18 protein-coding genes are annotated in these 18,404 nt (G+C 71.2%); 3 read left to right on the top strand and 15 right to left on the bottom strand.

Translation table 11 applies throughout. The annotated features are described in order from the left end of the window. Window positions 1-124 precede the first annotated feature (124 nt). Together IF00_RS0108775 and IF00_RS0108770 are read right to left on the bottom strand one after the other, a co-directional pair. On the bottom strand, window positions 125-865 hold the full coding sequence (locus IF00_RS0108775; protein WP_030316037.1) for a class I SAM-dependent methyltransferase: 741 nt from the start codon (window positions 863-865) through the stop codon (window positions 125-127). Window positions 866-1,018: 153 nt separating this feature from the next. Next, a complete protein-coding gene (locus tag IF00_RS0108770) occupies window positions 1,019-1,651 on the bottom strand; it encodes a MerR family transcriptional regulator (protein WP_030316036.1) in 633 nt (210 codons plus the stop codon). 184 nt (window positions 1,652-1,835) lie between these two features. Here IF00_RS0108770 and IF00_RS0108765 point away from each other — a divergent pair, with 184 nt between their 5' ends. From IF00_RS0108765 to IF00_RS0108755, 3 genes are read left to right on the top strand one after another with little or no spacing between them, the layout of a single operon-like run. Next, window positions 1,836-2,768: a hypothetical protein gene (locus IF00_RS0108765; protein ID WP_030316035.1), complete on the top strand. Its 933-nt coding sequence runs from the start codon at window positions 1,836-1,838 to the stop codon at window positions 2,766-2,768. Continuing rightward, entirely contained in the window at window positions 2,765-3,217 is a 453-nt protein-coding gene (locus IF00_RS0108760; protein WP_030316034.1) for an ABA4-like family protein, read from the top strand. The genes IF00_RS0108765 and IF00_RS0108760 overlap by 4 nt, the downstream gene beginning before the upstream one ends. Window positions 3,218-3,221: 4 nt before the next feature. Further along, window positions 3,222-4,151 (top strand): ADP-ribosylglycohydrolase family protein, encoded by a 930-nt coding sequence (locus IF00_RS0108755; RefSeq protein WP_030316032.1) that lies wholly within the window; start codon window positions 3,222-3,224, stop codon window positions 4,149-4,151. Window positions 4,152-4,241: 90 nt separating this feature from the next. On the opposite strand, the gene IF00_RS0108750 is transcribed toward IF00_RS0108755, so the two are convergent. The 13 genes from IF00_RS0108750 to IF00_RS0108690 form a co-directional block, all read right to left on the bottom strand. Continuing rightward, window positions 4,242-5,705 (bottom strand): cytochrome P450, encoded by a 1,464-nt coding sequence (locus IF00_RS0108750; protein WP_245234462.1) that lies wholly within the window; start codon window positions 5,703-5,705, stop codon window positions 4,242-4,244. A gap of 204 nt (window positions 5,706-5,909) precedes the next feature. Continuing rightward, a complete protein-coding gene (locus IF00_RS0108745) occupies window positions 5,910-8,738 on the bottom strand; it encodes a DEAD/DEAH box helicase (RefSeq protein WP_030316028.1) in 2,829 nt (942 codons plus the stop codon). Between the two features lie 117 nt (window positions 8,739-8,855). Beyond that, a complete protein-coding gene (locus IF00_RS0108740) occupies window positions 8,856-9,875 on the bottom strand; it encodes a diacylglycerol kinase (RefSeq protein ID WP_030316026.1) in 1,020 nt (339 codons plus the stop codon). Window positions 9,876-9,914: 39 nt separating this feature from the next. Next, window positions 9,915-10,817, bottom strand: coding sequence for a twin-arginine translocase subunit TatC (gene tatC / locus IF00_RS0108735; protein WP_209439743.1), 903 nt, complete (start codon window positions 10,815-10,817; stop codon window positions 9,915-9,917). 105 nt (window positions 10,818-10,922) lie between these two features. Further along, window positions 10,923-11,213, bottom strand: a complete 291-nt coding sequence (gene tatA, locus IF00_RS0108730) for a Sec-independent protein translocase subunit TatA (RefSeq protein WP_030316021.1) — start codon at window positions 11,211-11,213, stop codon at window positions 10,923-10,925. Between the two features lie 186 nt (window positions 11,214-11,399). Further along, window positions 11,400-11,597 carry a hypothetical protein gene (locus IF00_RS0108725; RefSeq protein WP_030316018.1) on the bottom strand — a complete coding sequence of 66 codons (198 nt, stop codon included), beginning with the start codon at window positions 11,595-11,597 and terminating at the stop codon, window positions 11,400-11,402. Between the two features lie 51 nt (window positions 11,598-11,648). After that, entirely contained in the window at window positions 11,649-11,912 is a 264-nt protein-coding gene (locus IF00_RS0108720) for a CpXC domain-containing protein (RefSeq protein ID WP_037637777.1), read from the bottom strand. A gap of 143 nt (window positions 11,913-12,055) precedes the next feature. Further along, window positions 12,056-13,009, bottom strand: coding sequence for a helix-turn-helix transcriptional regulator (locus IF00_RS0108715; protein ID WP_030316014.1), 954 nt, complete (start codon window positions 13,007-13,009; stop codon window positions 12,056-12,058). 16 nt (window positions 13,010-13,025) lie between these two features. Next, a complete protein-coding gene (locus tag IF00_RS0108710) occupies window positions 13,026-13,982 on the bottom strand; it encodes a helix-turn-helix transcriptional regulator (RefSeq protein WP_030316011.1) in 957 nt (318 codons plus the stop codon). 163 nt (window positions 13,983-14,145) lie between these two features. Next, complete coding sequence (locus IF00_RS0108705) at window positions 14,146-14,526, bottom strand: FKBP-type peptidyl-prolyl cis-trans isomerase (protein ID WP_030316009.1); 381 nt, start codon at window positions 14,524-14,526, stop codon at window positions 14,146-14,148. 43 nt (window positions 14,527-14,569) lie between these two features. After that, a complete protein-coding gene (locus IF00_RS0108700; RefSeq protein WP_030316007.1) occupies window positions 14,570-15,511 on the bottom strand; it encodes an FKBP-type peptidyl-prolyl cis-trans isomerase in 942 nt (313 codons plus the stop codon). A 117-nt stretch (window positions 15,512-15,628) separates the two neighbouring features. Continuing rightward, window positions 15,629-16,990, bottom strand: coding sequence for a Pup--protein ligase (pafA, locus tag IF00_RS0108695; RefSeq protein WP_030316005.1), 1,362 nt, complete (start codon window positions 16,988-16,990; stop codon window positions 15,629-15,631). A gap of 69 nt (window positions 16,991-17,059) precedes the next feature. Then, complete coding sequence (locus tag IF00_RS0108690; RefSeq protein WP_030316003.1) at window positions 17,060-18,340, bottom strand: MFS transporter; 1,281 nt, start codon at window positions 18,338-18,340, stop codon at window positions 17,060-17,062. Window positions 18,341-18,404: the final 64 nt, after the last annotated feature.

Here is an 18,404-nt window from a genome sequence, read left to right as displayed (position 1 = left end):
CGGGCCCCGCACCGCTCCTCCAGGTGATGCCGGCCCTGGGCTGCCCGGATCCGCCCATGATCAGCCGGGCAGGCCCTCGACCTGCCCGGCGAGGAGATGCCGTCACGTCTCGGCGCGGCGGAACTCACGGTTTGCGGGTCACCCAGAGCAGTTCGGCCGGCCAGCGGTGTGCCCAGTCGGGTGGGTCGGTCTCGTTGTAGCCGTTGGGCGTTCCCCGTTCGGGCCGCGGCTCGATGAGGTCGTCGATGATGAGACCCGCGCCGCGCAGGACCTTGACCCAGGCGCCATAGGTGAGCTGATAGCTGGTCGCACCGTCGCCCTCGGCGATGGCGCTCAGCCCGAAGTAGTCCTGCTGCAGCGTCGTGGTCACACGGCCGGCGGCCTCGTCGTAGCAGGCTTCGAACCATGGGCTGGCGACGTTGAACACCAGGCGCCCGCCTCGGCCCAGGACGCGTGCGGCCTGCGGGACGGCCAAGTGCGGGGACGCCCAGCTGAGCCCGCCGAAGTCGCAGAACACCAGGTCGAAGCTTTCGGCGGCGAAGGGGAGTCGTTCGGCGGCCCCTTGCACCAGCGGATAGCGGGCCGCTCCCATCGCGCGGGCCGCTGCGCCGAGTTGGGCTTCGGACACGTCGAGCCCGACCACGGTGGCGCCCTCGGCGGCGAGCGCCCTGGACCACTGACCGGCGCCGCAGCCGAGTTCGAGGACACGCTTGCCGGTGACGTCGCCCAGGGCGCGCAGGTGCGCATCGGGGATGGAGTACATGCCCCACAGCCGGGGTGTGGCGCCGATTCGCGGGTCGTGCCTGTCCTGGTAGGCGCTGCTGATCTGGTTCCAGAGCCGCCGGTTGGCGGGGATGCTGTCCACGTGCCGACTCCAGCACTGCTTGCCTCAGGCGGTCAACACATAGGGCACTGGCCGGCCCTCGCCTCGGCCCATGATCCGCAGCCGCGCCCCAGAGGTGTCTTGCCGATCGCGCCGCGAGCCCGGGCCGATCGGTACGACGCCCTCTGACGCCCTCTAGGTCGCCTGCCCGTACATACGGTCCGACGTGTCCGTCTGGGCCATCCGCCGCAGCGCCGAGAAGATCGCGTCGCCGATGACCGTGCCGACGACCACGCTCTCGACCAGTTCCTCGCGCGCCAGATTGTGCGCCACCCAACCCAGGTCCGCCCGCGCCACCCGCTCGGCGGCGTCCGCGTAGGCCTCCAGGACCCCGGCGAACGAACCGTGCCCGGCCTCGTCGACCGCCGCGAGGGCCACGGCGAGCGCCTCCGAGGCCGGGTTGCCCGGCTGCACCCGCCAGCCGCGCGCGGCGATCAGCGCCGCGACCTGCTTCCTCGCGTCCTCCATCCCGGCGTTCGGCTCGCGGTCATAGCGCGGCACCAGCCCGGAGGCGACGGTGCCCAGCAGCTTGTGCACCGACCGGTCGGGGTCGTCGATCGCGAGGATCACCTCACGGACAGCCGCCACCGACAGGCCGCCCACATCGAGGAGCGCCCGGATCAGGCGGAGGCGCTGCTCATGCGTCTCCCCGTACGAGGCCTGGTTCGGGCTCGTCAGTTCCCCGGCCGGCAGCAGCCCTTCCCGTACGTAGAACTTGATCGTCGGGATGGACACCCCGGTCCTGCGACTCAACTCTCCGATGCGCACCGCGTGTTCACCTTTCCGGCCTCGCTTCGGCCTTGCCGACCGACATCCCCATCATAGATAGTGGCGCTATCAGATAGTGGCTAGTCCCACTATCCATACCTTCCCACGGGGGATCCGCATGTCTTCGTCGCACAAGAACCCACTCCTGCGGCTCCATCGACCGCTGGTCTTATTCGCGGTCTCCATGGGCGTTCTCGCCCTGATCTCCGCCGTCGGCATCGTCGTCGACGACCGGATCCTGGTCGGCGTGCCGATCTGGAGCAAGCCCTTCAAGTTCTCGGTCTCGTTCCTCGCGTACGCACTCTCGCTCGCCTGGATGCTCTCGCTGCTGCCTCGCGGCCGCCGTCTCGGCTGGTGGGCCGGAACCGTGGTCGCCGTCGCCAGCGCCGGTGAGATGGTGCTCATCACCCTCCAGGTGATCCGCGGCAAGCGGAGTCACTTCAACAACGCCACTCCCTTCGACGACACCGTCTTCCAAGTCATGGGCGCCACCGTCGTGCTGCTCTGGCTGGGCGCGCTCGTCATCGCGGTCCTCCTGCTGCGCGCCAAGATCCTCGACCGGGCGATGGCCTGGGCCGTCCGGCTGTCCTCACTCATCGCCCTGGCGGGCGCCGCGGTGGGCTTCCTGATGGTCCGTCCGACCCCGGAGCAGCTGGAGGTCGAGGAATCGCCGATCACCGGCGCCCATGCCGTCGGCGTCCCGGACGGCGGCCCCTCGATGCCGCTGACCGGCTGGGCGAGCAACGGCGGCGACCTGCGCATACCGCACTTCTTCGGCATGCACGCCCTGCAGCTGCTCCCGCTGCTTCTGCTCGTCCTGGCCGCGCTCGCCCCGCGCTTCGCCCGCCTCGCGGACGAACACGTGCGCCTCCGGCTCACCCTCACGGCCTCGGCCGCGTACACCGCGACCTTCGCCCTGCTGACCTGGCAGGCCCTGCGCGGCCAGGCCCTGTTCGCACCGGACGGCGCGACACTGGCGGGGGCGGGGGCAATCGCCCTGCTGGGCGGGGCGTCCGCGGCCCTCTCCTTCCGGGAGGCCTCCCCCTCCCCCTCCCCCTCCCCTCCTTCCCCGTCCCCCTCCACCCCAGCCCCCTTCGAGGAAGAGGTCACCTCATGACGGGCTTCCTCTTCGAGCTGACGTTCCTTCTCGCCGCGCCGGTGTGGCTCTTGATGATCTTCGCGCCGGCGTGGCGGATCACCGAACGCGTCGCGGCCTCGCCCCTGACCGTGCTGCCGCTCCTGGTGGTCTGGGCGGTCCTCGCAGCCCCGGTGGCGCCGGAGCTGTGGACGGCGGTCAGCAGTCCCGACATCGACACCTTCCGCGATCTCGTGGCACTCGCGAACGGAGCCGGTGCGATCTGGGCCCAGGTCATCGCCTGGGACCTGCTGCTCGGTCAGTGGATGTACCGCGAGGCCCGTCGCCTCGCCGTGCCGCCGCTGCTGATGGGTCCTCTGCTGATCCTGACGATCCTTCTCTCCCCTCTGGGGCTGCCCCTGTTCCTGGTGGTCCGCGCGGTGTGGTCGTCCAGGGCGCCGCGGCGGCGGACCGAGCCCGCACTACCCTGACCGGATGCGAGCCACCGAACGTTCCGTGGGCGCCGTCCTCGGCTCCGCCGTGGGCGACGCTCTCGGCGCCCCCTTCGAGTTCAGGCTCCCGGGAGTCTTCCGGGAGCACTTCCCCGACGGCGTCGGGGAGTTGTGCGGGGGTGGCGGCTGGGACCCCGGCGAGGCGACCGACGACACGCAGATGGCCGTCCTCGTCGGTGAGTCGCTCCTCGAACGGGGTGGCCTCGACCTGCCGGACATCTTCGACCGGTTCCGCCGCTGGGCCGCGGCCGACCCCAAGGACATCGGCCTCCAGACCGAGCAGGTCCTGCTCGGTGGGGACCCCTGGGACCTGGCCGCCTCGATGCACTTCCAGATCAACGCGCGGGCCGCGGGCAACGGTTCGCTGATGCGGGCCTCGGCCTCCGCCGTGTACTTCGCGGCCCGGGGGCGGGCGGAGACGATGGACGCCGCCCGCCGGATCAGCGCCCTGACGCATGGCGACGGCGCGGCCGGGGAGGGCACGGCGATCCTCCACGAGCTGATCCGTGTCACCCTCCTTGGCGGGGACCCGTTCGCCGCGCTGCCCGCGACCCTCGCCGAGGTGGCCCCGCAGCACCGGGATCGCTGGGCCACGGTCCTGTCGCCCGGCTGGCATCCGGACGACGCCACCGAGTTCAACGGCGCGGTGTGGCCCTGTCTCGGTTCGGCCGTGTGGGCGCTGCGTACGACCGGCTCGTTCGAGGAGGCCGTGGCCGCGGCGGTCGACCTGGGCGGGGACACCGACACGGTCGCGGCCGTGACCGGGATGCTCGCCGGCGCCGTGCACGGCGCCGGTGGGATCCCCGCCCGCTGGACGGCCACCCTCCATGTCCCCCTGCCCGGCTTCGGCGAGCGGGTCCTGGATGCCGATGACCTCCGGGACCTGGCGACGGCCCTGGCGTCGTCCGCGTGACCGCCCGCCTGACCGGGCGGGCGCCCGGCTGAGCGGTGGCGGCCTCGGCCTGCCTCCGCCGCCCCCGGCCGCGTTTCCGGTCGGGCCGCGTCAGCCCCGTGCTCGTACCGTCGCCAGGACGTCGCGGTCCGGCTGGAGCGTGAGGCTCGGGACGGGGAGGATCTCCCCGGTGGTGACGTCCAGGTGGTAGCGGCGGGCCAGGACCGCGAGGATCAGGACCGCCTCCACGAGGGCGAACCGCGTGCCGAGGCAGACACGGGGGCCGCCGCCGAAGGGGAACCAGGCGTACTCGGGTATCTCCTCGGCGGGTTCGCCGTCCCGTTCGATCCAGCGCTCGGGGCGGAAGGCTTCCGCGTCGCCGTACCAGCGGGGGTCGCGGTGGGTGGCCCACTGGCTGGACCAGACACGGGTGCCGGCCGGGACGGGCGCGCCGCCGAGCGTGGCGCCCTCCTTGGCGAGACCGGTGATCAGCCAGATCGTGGGGTAGAGGCGGAGGGTCTCCTTGATGACCGCCTGGGTGTAGGTGAGGGAGGCGTAGTCGTCGTAGCCGGGTTCGTGGTCGGCGAGGACCCGGTCGAGTTCCTCGGCGAGGGCGTCGCGAACCCCCGGGTTGCGGGAGAGGAGGTACCAGGCCCAGACGAGCGTGGAGCTTGTGGTTTCGTGGCCGCCGATGTAGAGGGTGACGGTCTCGTCGCGTATCTCCTGGTCGGAGAGGGGCGCGCCGGTTTCGTCGCGGGCGGCGAGGAGGCGGCTGAGGAGGTCGGGGCGTTCGGTGTCGCCGTCGCGGTGGCGGGAGACGACGCGGGAGACCTCGGCGTCGATGACGGCGGTGGCCCGCTTGATGCGGGCGCGTCCGGGGGTCGGCAGCCAGTCGGGCAGTACTGCTCCGATGCCGCTGAACTCGGCGCCGATCTCTTTCTGTGCGACGTCCATCGCCTGTCCGATGGCTTCGGCGTCGGCGGCGGTGTCGACGCCGAAGATGGTGCGGACGGCGACGAGTTGGGTGAGGGCTGCCATCTCCTTCTTGATGTCGATGTGCTGCCCGTCGGTCCATCGGTCGGCGAGGGCGACGGCGCATTCGGACATGGACGCCGCGTAGGAGCGGACTTGTTTCGGCCGGACGGAGGGCTGGACGAGGGAGCGCTTGCGTCGCCAGTCGGCGCCCTTGGAGACGATGACGCCGTTGCCGAGGAGGGTGCGGAAGGCGATGCCGAGGTCGGGCTGGTCGAAGGTGCGCTCGACCTCGGTGAGGAGTTCGCCGACGGTGTCGGGGTGGGCGATGAAGAGGGAGGGTTTGCGGCCGAAGCGCCAGCGGACGATGTCGCCGCGGTCGCGGAGTTGTTCGAAGAAGGCCAGCGGGTTCTTTCCGAAGGCGGGCAGGCTGCCGAGGAGGGGCACGCCTCGCGGCCCGTCGACGACAACCGGAACCGCGGTCCGGACTGCTGCCGGAGTGTCTGGCGGTGTCTCCGCCGGTTGCCCCTCGTGGTGCTGCGCGGCGTGGGCTTGCCCTTCGTCCTGCGCCCCCGCGTGCGAATGACCGGCTTGCGTGGTCATGGTTGTCCCCTCCCCAACTGGCCTTCCCTGCTTGTGAGTCCATGCAATCGGAAGGGCCCCGCGCGCGCCACCCCTGTGGACGACGGCCTGTGGACAACGAATGCGACCACGACCTGAGTACGACAATCGGACGTTCGAAAAAGGCCGAGTGCCCGTGGCGTGATCACCACGGGCACTCGGCCCCGCACGGGAAGGGAGGGACTGTCAGCCCACCGAGCTGTAGGCGACGACCCCTCGCAGCAGCGCGTCCACGGCCTTTCGGGCGTTCTTGGCGACGGTGCTGTTCTCCTTGGGCGCCGCCGCGGCGATCTGTCCGAGGACGTCGATGACCTGCTTGCACCAGCGGACGAAGTCGCCGGCCGGCATCTCGGCCTCGCGCAGGACTTCGTCGAGGCTCTTGTCGGAGGCCCACTGGTAGGCGGCCCAGGCGAATCCGAGGTCGGGTTCGCGCTGGCCGACCCCCTCCGCCTGGTTGATCTTGAATTCCTCTTCGAGGGCGTCGAGCCGGCCCCAGATCCTGACCATCTCGCCGAGCGCCGCCTTGGCGTTGCCCGCGGGCAGTTTGGGCGCGACGGCGTCGTCGGACTGACGCGCCTCGAACACCAGCGCCGAGACGCAGGCGGCCAGTTCGGCCGGGGTCAGGCCCTCCCAGACACCGTCGCGGAGGCATTCGCTGGCCAGCAGGTCGAGTTCGCCGTAGAGCCGGGCGAGTCGCTTGCCGTTCTCCGTGACCTCGTTGCCGCGCAGGTAGTCGAGCTCGGTGAGGAGCGCGACGATCCGGTCGAAGGTGCGCGCGATGGTGTTGGTGCGGCCCTCGATGCGCCGCTCCAGCTGCTGGGTGTCGCGCTGGAGGCGGTGGTAGCGCTCGGCCCAGCGGGCGTGGTCCTCGCGCTCGTCGCAGCCGTGGCAGGGGTGGGCGCGGATCTCGGTGCGCAGCCGGGCGATCTCGCGGTCGTCGGCGGCGGCCGAGCGCTGCTTGTGGTGGCGGTCGGGGTTGATGTGGCCGGCCTTGCTCCGCAGGGCGGAGGCGAGGTCGCGACGGGACTGCGGGGAGCGCGGGTTGAAGGACTTGGGGATCCTCATCCGCTCCAGTGCCTCGACCGGGACGGGGAAGTCGATGGAGGCGAGCCTCTTGACCTGCCGCTCGGCGGTGAGGACGAGGGGGCGGGGTCCGTCGTGGTGCTCGAAGCCGCGGTGGCCGTTGGTGCGGCCGGCGGGGATGCCCGGGTCGAGGACGAGGGCGAGTCCGGCGAACTTGCCGGTGGGGACGTGGATGACGTCGCCGGGCTTGAGCTTCTCCAGGGAGCCGGCGGCCTGGGCGCGGCGCTGGGCGGCGCCCTGGCGTGCCAGTTCGGTCTCGCGGTCCTTGAGGTCGCGGCGGAGCCGCGCGTACTCCTCGAAGTCGCCGAGGTGGCAGGTCATGCCCTCGCGGTAGCCTTCGAGGCCCTCCTCGTTCTTCTGCACCTGTCGGGAGATGCCGACGACGGAGCGGTCGGCCTGGAACTGGGCGAAGGACGTTTCGAGGAGCTCGCGGGAGCGGTGCCGGCCGAAGCCTTCGACGAGGTTGACCGCCATGTTGTACGAGGGCTTGAAGCTGGAGCGCAGCGGGTATGTGCGGGTGCCGGCGAGTCCGGCGAGGTGGTCGGGGTCGAGACCGCGCTGCCAGAGGACGACGGCGTGGCCCTCGACGTCGATGCCGCGGCGGCCGGCGCGGCCGGTGAGCTGGGTGTACTCGCCGGGGGTGATGTCGGCGTGCTGCTCGCCGTTCCACTTGACGAGCTTCTCCAGGATGACGGTGCGCGCGGGCATGTTGATGCCCAGGGCGAGCGTCTCGGTGGCGAAGACGGCCTTGACGAGGCCCTTCACGAAGAGGTCTTCGACGACCTCCTTGAAGGTCGGGAGCATGCCGGCGTGGTGGGCGGCGATGCCGCGCTCCAGCGCTTCGAGCCATTCGTAGTAGCCGAGGACGTGGAGGTCTTCGGTGGGGATGGCCGCGGTGCGCTCCTCGACGATCTCGCGGACGCGGCGGCGCCCCTCGTCGTCGTTGAGCCGGAGTCCGGCGTAGAGGCACTGCTGGACGGCGGCCTCGCAGCCGGCGCGGCTGAAGATGAAGGTGATGGCGGGCAGGAGGCCTTCCGCGTCGAGGCGCTCGATGACCTCGGGGCGTCCGGGGGTCCAGATGCGGGAGCGCTGGCGGCGCTCGCGCTCGCGGTCGGCCTCGCGGATCATCTTGCCGCGGCGCCGGTCGCGCGGGTTGTACGTGCGCGTGTTCTCGGTGCGGGCGAGACGCTGGAGGTCGGGGTTGACCTCGCGGCGGGAGGCGCCGCGGCCGCCGTGGTCGGTCTCCTCCTCGAAGAGGTCGTACATCCGGCGTCCGGCGAGGACGTGCTGCCAGAGGGGGACGGGACGGCTCTCCGAGACGATGACCTCGGTGTCGCCGCGGACGGTGTCGAGCCAGTCGCCGAATTCCTCGGCGTTGGACACGGTCGCGGAGAGTGAGACGAGGGTGACCGATGCGGGGAGGTGGATGATCACTTCCTCCCAGACGGCGCCGCGGAAGCGGTCGGAGAGGTAGTGGACCTCGTCCATGACCACGTAGCCGAGGCCGGAGAGGGCCTGGGATCCCGCGTACAGCATGTTGCGGAGGACTTCGGTGGTCATGACCACGATGGGCGCATCGCCGTTGACGCTGTTGTCGCCGGTGAGCAGGCCGACCTTGTCGTTGCCGTACCGCCTGACGAGGTCGGCGTACTTCTGGTTCGACAGCGCCTTGATCGGGGTCGTGTAGAAGCACTTGCGGCCCTGGTCGAGGGCGAGGTGGACGGCGAATTCGCCGACGATGGTCTTGCCGGAGCCCGTGGGCGCGGCGACGAGTACGCCCTTGCCCGCTTCGAGGGCCCGGCATGCCTCGATCTGGAAGGGGTCCAGACCGAACTCGTACATCTCGCGGAAGGGGGCCAGCGCGGTGGCCGCATCGGCGTTGCGGGCAAGGGCGGCCGCGTACGCCTCGGCTGGTGTGAGGTCCTCTGTCATCTTGTTCTCGAGCCTACCCGCCGCCTGTGACAGTGACGCGATCTTTATCGAGGGGATGTGGAGGGTCTCGCTCCGGGGCTCGGCGCGGGTTCCGCACCAGGCCTCGGCGCGGTTCCGCTACGCCTCCGTTCCGGGCTCCTCGCCGGGGGCCGGGGCGAGGACGCGCAGTGCGCCGGGGACGCAGCTCACGGTGAGGGGGAGCCTGCCGAGGGGCTCGCCGTCGGCGTACCCGGTGGTGTCGGGGGCTTCGAGGGTGAGGGTGCGGACCCGGTACGTGGTGACCTTCGGGTGGCTGAGGTGGGTGCCCTTGTAGACGCGGGGGAAGACCTTGAGCAGGGTCCTGCGGTCGCAGTCGCCGACGACGGTGACGTCGAGGAGTCCGTCGTCGAGGCGGGCGTCGGCGCAGATCCGCATGCCGCCGCCGTAGGAGCTGCCGTTGCCGACGGCGACGAGGGTGGCGTCGGTCTCGACGACGCTGCCGTCGTCGAGGGTGAGGCGGTACGGGACGGGCCGGAAGCCGGCGAGCTCGACGAGGATCGCGAGGTCGTACGTGAAGCGCCCGGCGGGGACGCGCATGCGGTTGCCCCGGTCGTTGACGCGGGAGTCGAAGCCGGAGGCGAGGACGGTGGCGTACCAGCGGCCGTTCGCGGATCCCCCGGCGAGGCCTTCGGCCGCGTCGCCGGTGGGTTCCCCGGTCGCAGCGCCGGCCGGGTCGCCGGCGCCGGTCGGGCCCCCGCCGGTCCGGATCCGTCCCAGGTCGATGCTCCGGGCGCCCGTCGTCCTGAGGATGCGTGCCGCGAGGCGTGCCGCGGCGGCCGGGTCGCGGACGGGCAGGCCGAGTGCGCGGGCGAAGTCGTTGCCGGTGCCGGCGGGGATGATTCCGAGTGGGGTACGGGTCCCGGCGACCGCGCGGAGCGCGAGGGAGATCATTCCGTCGCCGCCGACGACGACCAGGGCGTCCGTGCCCGCCGCGACCGCCTCGCGGGCGCGTCGGAGGGCGTCGTCGGCGTCGTGTCCGAGGACCGTACGTACGGAGAATCCGGCGTCTCGCAGGATGCCGGCGGCGGGCCGGGCGGCGTGGGCGCCGCGGCCGCGGCCCGCGGTGGGGTTGACGAAGAGGGTGAGCTCGCTGGTCATGGGGTCCCCCCGGACGGAGTCTGGGGGGACCCTACAAGATCAGGTGATGTCGTCGTAACCGTTCGCGCGCTGTACGCCGGCACCGCCGGGTTCGCCGGTGGCCTGCTCGGGCAGGGCGCGGGCGGCGCCGACCGGCTCGATGGCTCCGACGGCCTGCGGGGTGAGGTCCAGCACCGAGGCCTCGTCGTCGTCGAGCTCGGCGTCGGGGTTGTTGCGCTTGCGCCGCCGGTCGTTGAGGAGGGAGAAGCCGACGGCCCCGAAGTACAGGACGGTGATGGGTCCGGCGAGGGCGATCATGCCGACGGGGTCGGTGGTGGGGGTGATGACGGCGCCGAAGACGAAGACGCCCATGATCACGCCGCGCCACCAGCCGGCCATCCGGCGGCCGGTGAGGACTCCGGTGAGGTTGAGCATGACCAGGACCAGCGGCAGCTCGAAGGCCAGGCCGAAGACGAGCACCATGCGGAGGGTGAAGTCGAGGACGTCACCGAGCGAGAGGATGTTCGCGGAGCCCTCGGGCGTGAGGCTGATGAGGACCTTCACGCTGATGGGGAGGATCAGGTACGCGAGGTAGGCGCCGGCGGAGAACAGCGGTACGGCGGCGCCGACGAAGGCGTACGTGTACTTCTTCTCGCTCTTGTGCAGTCCGGGCGCGACGAAGGCCCACAGCTGGTAGAGCCAGATGGGGCTCGCGACGACGAGGCCCGTGGTCAGCGACAGCTGGATCGTCGTGCTGAACGGGGCCATCAGCGTGTTGAAGGAGACGATCGCGCAGTTTCCACCGTTGCTGGCGACGTTCGGGCCGCAGGTGGGCACCGACTTCGTCAGGAACTGCATCAGCTCCTCGCTGTACACGAGGGCCACGATCGTCACCGCGGCGACGGCGAGGAGACCTTTCGCCAGTCGGTTGCGGAGTTCACGCAGGTGCTCCACGAGGGGCATCCGGCCCTCGGGATCCTTCTCCTGCTTGCGGGCAGACTTGGGCAACCCACGTCCTCATCTCGTGCGGCAGGCCGCCGCACGGTGCGGCGGCCGCGGCGGACCGGGTCAGCGCTTGGTGGTGTCCGAGGGCTCGGTCACGGGACGCGCGCTGGTCACGTCACCGGGAGCGGCCTGGATGGTGCGCGGGGCGGGCTCCTGGGCGGCGGCGGTGCCGGCGACGGGCGGGTCGGCGGGGGCGCTCTGCTGGTCGTCCGACTTCATCGCCTTGGCCTCGCTCTTGAGGATGCGGGCCGACTTGCCGAGCGAGCGGGCCATGTCCGGGAGCTTCTTGGCGCCGAACAGCAGGATGATGACGACGAGAATGAGAATGATCTCGGTGGGGCCGAGCCTACCCATAGCTGTTTACCTTCTTCACCGAGGCGACATGGAGTGCGGTGCCCGGCGGGTCGGACAAGCGTCCGGCCACCGCGCTGTCTGCGATCGTAACCCGCAGGAGTAAACGCAGGGCAATGCCCTTGCATACTCCCGATTGCGTCCCGCGCGCCCGGTTCAGGGCCGCTCCACGCAGCGTACGGCACGGACTCAGCGCAGGGACTCGCCCGTTCGGGCCAGACCGACGGCGGCCGTTTCGAGGTCTTCGGCGGCCTGGCTGATCCGCTGTGTGGTGTGGGCCACTTGACGGCCGAGGCGCTGGACCTCGACGAAGACCCGGACGGCGAGGACGCCGAGGACGGCGATGCCGAGGAAGCCGAGGGCGATGGCGAGCATGGGCCAGAACATGTGCTGAGCCTAGACGTTGGATGCGGCGGACCCGGCGGCCGGGCCGCGCGCTCAGACGCTCGTGTGGAGTCTGAGGGTCCGGACGCCGCCGCCGGTGAGGAGTTCGACGATGCGCTCGCCGGCGGGCTTGCGGACGGAGCTGCCGCACTCGGGGCAGGTGAAGGAGTAGAAGGTGGTGCGGCGGCTGGCCCCGATGGCGAGGCGCAGGGCGCTCGCGGAGAGTTCGAAGCGGGAGCGGCAGTCGGGGCAGGCGGCCTTGAAGAGGACCGGGGCCACCGTCGCCGTATAACCGTGCATCACGGACATTTCCCTCATCTCTTGACTCCCGCTCTCTACGCACCACGGGACGCGAGGCACGTACGTCCGCACCTGCCTCGGCGTGCCGGGGCCGTCACCACACCGGTCACCACGTCAGCGACGCCACCACGTCAGTAACAGCGTCCCCCGGGCGGGGAACGTCACTCGCCCCCGTACGCGGCGAGCGCGGCGGCCGCCGCCGTCCTGGCGTTGTCGGCGAGCTCCTGCGGCGCGACGATCCGCCCGTCGCTGCCCAGCCGCAGCGCGAGCCGGCGCAGCGAGGCCGGGTCCGGCGTCCGCAGGGTGATCCGCAGCCCGCCGTCGGGCAGCTCCTCGGCCCGGTCGTGCGGGTAGTACTCGGCGACCCAGCGCCCGCCGGGACCGACCTCGACGACGACCTCGGGGTCGTCGGCGGAAGGCTGGACCAGACCCGCGGAGAGGTCACGCAGCTCCAGCTCGGGCGGCGCCGCGTGCTCGTCGAGGATGCGGATCTCGGCCACGCGGTCGAGCCGGAAGGTGCGGCGCGCCTCGGAGAGCCGGCACCACGCCTCCATATAGGTGTGGCCGACGGCGAAGAGCCTGATCGGGTCGACCTCGCGCTCGGTGAGTTCGTCGCGGGCGGGCGAGTAGTAGCGCACCCAGAGGCGGCGGCGCTCGGAGATCGCGCGGTCGACCTCGGCGAAGACCCCGCCCTCGGACTCGAAGGTCACCGAGAGCCGGGAGCTGGCCCCGGCGGCCTCGCCGGCGGCCGCCTCCAGCTTGGCGGTGGCGCGGAGCAGCGCCTCGCGGTCGCTCTCCCGGAGTCCGGGAAGGGTGGCGACGGCGCGGGCGGCGACGAGGAGGGCGGTCGCCTCGTCGGCGGCGAGCCGCAGAGGCGCGGCGACGTCGTCCGGGTTGTGCCACCAGATCCGGTCGCCGTCGGTGTCGATGTCGAGGAGGTCCCCGCCACGGAAGCTGGTGCCGCACATGGGCAGCACGTCCAGGTCGGAGATCAGCTCGTCCTCGGTGATCCCGAAGGCGCGGGCGACATCGGCGACGTGGGCGCCGGGGCGCTCACGGAGATAGGTGACGAGCGAGAGCATCCGCCTCGTCTGGTCGATCGCGTTGGCAGCCATGCGGTACGTCTCCCCCTCAGCCCTTGGCCACGGCGCGCAGCCGGTCCACCACGTCGGCCCGCAGATCGGCCGGTTCCAGTACGACGACATCGGGGCCGAACTCGACGAGCCAGGCGTCGAGGCCGTGCCCGTACGGGATCTCCAGCTCGTCCCAGCCGTCGGCGCCCTCGGTCACGGACTGGGCGCGGGCGCGCAGCGGGTAGCCGCAGCCCGTGCGCAGCCGGATCCGGGCGGAGCGGGTGGCGGTCTCGCCGGCCCAGCTCTCCACGGTCTCGCGGACGGTGACGACGTCGGGCACGGGCGCGGTGAAGGCGCCGGCCCGGGAGCGGACCTTGCCGGTGATGCGGGAGAGCCGGAAGACGCGCTCGGCGCCGCGCTCGCGGTCCCAGCCGGCCAGGTACCAGTGGCCGCGCCAGCATTCGAGGGTCCAGGGTTCGACCTGGCGGGCCTCGGGGCGGGCGGCGTTGGCCTTGCGGTAGTCGAAGGTGACGGGCCGGCGGTCGCGGCAGGCCAGCATCAGTGGTTCGAAGGCGGTCTCGTGGACGGGGATCCGCGGTTCGAGGGCGCTGGGCTGGGTGTCGTACGAGTCCTCCGCCTCCGGCATGCCGGCGGCGCGGAGCTTCTGCAGGGCGCCGCTGGCGGCCCCGGCGAGGCGGGCCTGCTGCCAGACCTTGGCGGCGAGGCCGAGCGCGGCGGCCTCCTCGGCGTCCAGGGTGATGGGCGGCAGACGGTTGGAGTCGCGGCGGGCCAGGTAGCCGGTCTCGCCCTCCAGGTTCTCGACGGTCTCGATGACGAGGCCGAGCTCGCGGAGATCGTCCTTGTCGCGCTCGAACATGCGGTTGAACGCGTCGTCGCCGCTCGCTTCGAGGTAGGCCTCGATGGAGCCGCGGAGCTCCCGCTTGCTCAGCGGGCGGCGTGTCCCGAGCAGGCACAGCGCGAGATTCATCAGCCGCTCGGACTTGGCAATCGCCATCGACGCCCCGCACCCCTTCGCCGTTCCACTTCTCGGACGTCCGACCGTACCGCCCCGGGGTGTCGGGACCAAAGCCGGGACCGGAGCCGGGAGCACGGCCGAGGGCCCCCGCCGGCGATGGCGGGGGCCCTCGGAGCGACCGGAACCGGTCGGGGTGCGCGGGTCAGCGCTTGGTGACGCCCACGAGGTCGCAGACGAAGATCAGCGTCTCGCCCGGGGCGATCTTGCCACCGGCGCCGCGGTCGCCGTACGCGAGGTGCGCGGGGATGACCAGCTGGCGGCGGCCGCCGACCTTCATGCCCTGGACGCCCTGGTCCCAGCCCTGGATGACCTGACCGGCACCGAGGTGGAAGTCGAGGGGGGCGCCGCGGTTCCAGGAGGCGTCGAACTCCTCGCCGGAGTCGAAGGACACACCGACGTAGTGGACCTTCACGAAGTCACCGGCTTCGGCGAGGTCGCCGTCGCCCTCCCAGATGTCCTTGATCTCCAGGTCCTTCGGCGGCTCGCCACCCGGGAAGTCGATCTCGGGCTTCTCGATGCTCACTGAACTGCTCCTCATACTGATGAACTGCGTGATCGGGACAGTCTTACATCTTCGCCAGGATGTCCACGGCGAACACCAGCGTGGAGTTCTTCGGAATGCCCTGCTGCTCTTTGTCGCCGAACGCCTCGGACGGCGGGGCGACGATGAGGACGCGGCTGCCGACCGTCTTGCCGACCAGACCGTCCTTGAGGCCCTTCAGCGTGAGCTGCGAGAGCGGGAAGTTCGCGGGCTTGCCCGAGGTGTACGTCGAGTCGAAGACCTTGCCGTCCTTCCACAGGGCGGCGACGTAGTTCACGACGACGGTGTCGGTGGCCGTCACGGCCTCGCCCTTGGCCTCGAGCACGTAGTTCGAGACGAGCTTGGTCGGCGGGTCGACCTTGGGAACCGTCAGCGAGGGGGCCTTGCCGTCGGTGTTCGTGCCGACCTTCGGCAGGTCCTTGTTGTCCTGGGCGACCGGCGTGCCGGTGGCGGACTTGGGGATCGTGACGGACTTCAGGATGTCCACGACGAAGACGAGGGTGGCGTTCGGCTGGATGCTCGGCGGCGAACCCTTCTCGCCGTAGCCGAGCTCCGGCGGGATGCCGACCTCGATGCGGCTGCCGACCTTCTGTCCTTCGAGGGCCTGCTCCCAGCCCTTGATGACCTGGCCCTCGCCCAGCGTCACGCTGAAGGGCTCGCCGCGGTCGAAGCTGTTGTCGAAGGGGGTGGTGGAGTCCCAGGCCTGACCCAGGTAGTTCACCGAGAGGGCGTCGCCCTTCTTGGTCACCGCGCCCTTGCCCTCGCTGATGACGTTGACCTTGAGTTCCTTGGGCGGGGCGCCCTCGCCCTTGGCGAGGGTCGGCTTCTCGCCGAACTTGGCCCCCGCGGTGATGGCGGGCAGCCCGTTCGTCATCGAAGCGGAATCGGAGCCCTTGTCGTCGCTGCCGCACGCCGCTGTGGAGAGCAGCAGCAGCGGGACGACGAGAAGGCCGGCAAGTCGGCGCACGTGTTCCTCAGATCTCAGACGGCACAGTAGTGGTCCCGACACTCTAGGGGACCCTCCTGTCACGTCGAGGGCCCCGCACGCCAAACGTGCGGGGCCCACATCGCCGGTACGACCGGCCTACATTCCGGCGATCAGCTTTTCCACGCGGTCGTCGACGGAGCGGAACGGGTCCTTGCACAGCACCGTGCGCTGTGCCTGGTCGTTCAGCTTGAGGTGCACCCAGTCGACGGTGAAGTCCCGTCGCTGCTCCTGGGCGCGGCGGATGAAGTCGCCGCGGAGCCGGGCCCGAGTGGTCTGCGGGGGCACCGACTTGCCCTCGAAGATCTTCATGTCGTTGCAGATCCGAGCCGCCTGGCCGTTCTTCTGCAGCAGGTAGTACAGCCCACGACGGCGGTGGATGTCGTGGTAGGCGAGGTCTATCTGCGCGACCCTCGGGTTCGACATGGTCATGTTGTGCTTGGCCCGGTAGCGCTCGATGAGCCGGTGCTTCATGACCCAGTCGATCTCGGTCTCGATCCTGTCGAGCCGCTCGCTCTCGATCGCGTCGAGCGTGCGGCCCCACAGCTCAAGGACCTGGGCGACGGTGCCGTTGCGGATCCCGCGGCGGTCGACGAAGTCGACGGCCTTCTCGTAGTACTCGCGCTGGACCTCCAGAGCGGAGGCCTCGCGGCCGCTGGCGAGCCGGACCTTGCGCTGCCCGGTGGTGTCGTGGCTGACCTCGCGGATGGCCCGGATCGGGTTCTCCAGGGTCAGGTCGCGCATCACCGTGCCGGCCTCGATCATGCGGAGCACCAGGTCGGTGGCGCCGACCTTGAGGAGCATGGTCGTCTCGGACATGTTCGAGTCGCCCACGATGACGTGCAGCCGGCGGTAGCGCTCGGCGTCCGCGTGCGGCTCGTCGCGGGTGTTGATGATGGGGCGTGAGCGGGTGGTCGCCGAGCTGACGCCCTCCCAGATGTGCTCGGCGCGCTGGGAGACGCAGAACACCGCTCCGCGCGGGGTCTGGAGGACCTTTCCCGCGCCGCAGATGAGCTGCCGGGTGACCAGGAACGGAATGAGGATGTCCGCGAGCCGGGAGAACTCTCCGTGGCGGGCGACGAGATAGTTCTCGTGGCAGCCGTAGGAGTTTCCGGCCGAGTCGGTGTTGTTCTTGAAGAGGTAGACGTCGCCCGCGATTCCCTCCTCGTGCAGGCGGCGTTCGGCGTCGACGAGCAGGCCCTCGAGAATGCGCTCACCGGCCTTGTCGTGGGTGACCAGTTCGGTCACGTTGTCGCATTCCGGTGTGGCGTATTCCGGATGCGATCCCACGTCCAGGTACAGGCGGGCGCCGTTCCGCAGGAAGACATTGCTGCTGCGGCCCCATGACACGACACGGCGGAAGAGGTAGCGCGCCACTTCGTCAGGAGACAGTCGGCGCTGTCCCCTGAACGTGCACGTGACGCCGTACTCGTTCTCCAGCCCGAAAATGCGGCGGTCCATGTCTGAACATTACGCCTGACGGCCTGTGCTGAAACCGGGTTGGGCGTTCCCGTTTCGATCATTTTCCGATCAGTGCGTGTTCTTTTCCGTGTGTACGGCGGTGGGGGCGCCCGCACCGACGGCGTGTCGCGGCTCGGCCCCGGGGGGTTCGGGGGCCGCGGGCACGTGGAGGACACGGCCGGTGGCGAGCAGGACGAGGAGGGCGACCAGGCCGCCCGCCCCGGCGACGGCGAATCCGGCGACCGTCCCGGCGAGTTCGATGGCGGGGCCCGCCACGGCGGAGCCGAGGGCCGAACCGACGCCGAAGGTGGTGACGAGCCAGGAGAAGGCCTCGGTGACCGTGCCGCGCGGCGCGTGCCGGTCCACGACGATGAACGCGCAGGCGAGGACGGGCGCCAGGAAGAGCCCGGCGAGGGCCGCGAGGCCGGCCATGGCGACGGGGCCGGGGGTGAGCACCAGCGGCAGGTAGCAGACGGCGAGGAGCAGGACGAGGACGCGCAGCCGCCGCTCGGGCGCTCCGGACCACTGCCGGGTGCCGTAGGTGACACCGCCGACGAGGGCGCCGAGGCCGAGCGCGGCCATCAGCCAGCCGTAGACGGACGGGGTGCCCCGGTCGTCGGCGTACGCGACGGCGGCGACGGTGATGGAGCCGAGCGCGAGGCCGACGAAGAAGAACGAGCCGAGGAGGGCGAGGAGGCCCGGGGAGCGCAGGGCGCCCAGCCAGTGGGCCTCGCGGGGCGCGGAGCGCCAGGTGCGGGAGGGCTCGGAGAGGACGACTGCGAGGGCGCCGAGGACGCCGAGGAGGTTGATGACCAGGAGGGCGGCGGCGGGCGACCAGAGGGAGACCAGGAGGGTCAGCAGCAGCGGGCCGACGGTGAACATGACCTCCTGTGCGACCGCGTCCATGGCGTACGCGCGGTGGACGCGGTCCTCGCGGCCGAGGACGCTCGGCCACAGGGCCCGCAGCCCACCCTCCAGGGGCGGTGTGAAGAGTCCGGCGACGACGACGGCCGCGTAGGCGAGGCCGAGGTGGCCGATGCCGGTGAGGGCGAGCAGGGCCATGCCGAGGGCGGAGAGGACCGCGGCGGGCAGCTGGACGCGGGGCTGGCCCTTGAGGTCGACGGCGCGTCCGAGCAGGGGCTGGCCGACGGCGGTGGCGACGCCGTAGGCGGCGATGAGGCCGCCGGCCAGGGTGTAGCTGCCGCCCTGGTCGCGGACGAAGAGGGTGATGGCGATGGGACCGACGCCGTTGGGCAGGCGCCCCACGAGGGTGCCGGCGAGCAGCCGGGCCGCGTGCGGCGCCCGGAGTATGTCGAGATAGCCGCCTCGCGCCGGGGCCTCGGTGGCCATGTGGTCTCCCCTCGCCTCGGACCGCGCCGAGGTTTTACGTATAACTTCCGTGGTCATACGTACC

The organism is Streptomyces flavochromogenes, from assembly GCF_000717595.1.
In the GTDB taxonomy this organism is placed as follows: Bacteria; Actinomycetota; Actinomycetes; order Streptomycetales; family Streptomycetaceae; genus Streptomyces; species Streptomyces flavochromogenes.
Note: the sequence above shows the minus strand (reverse complement) of the source record. Positions and strands in the feature narration are given on the sequence as shown.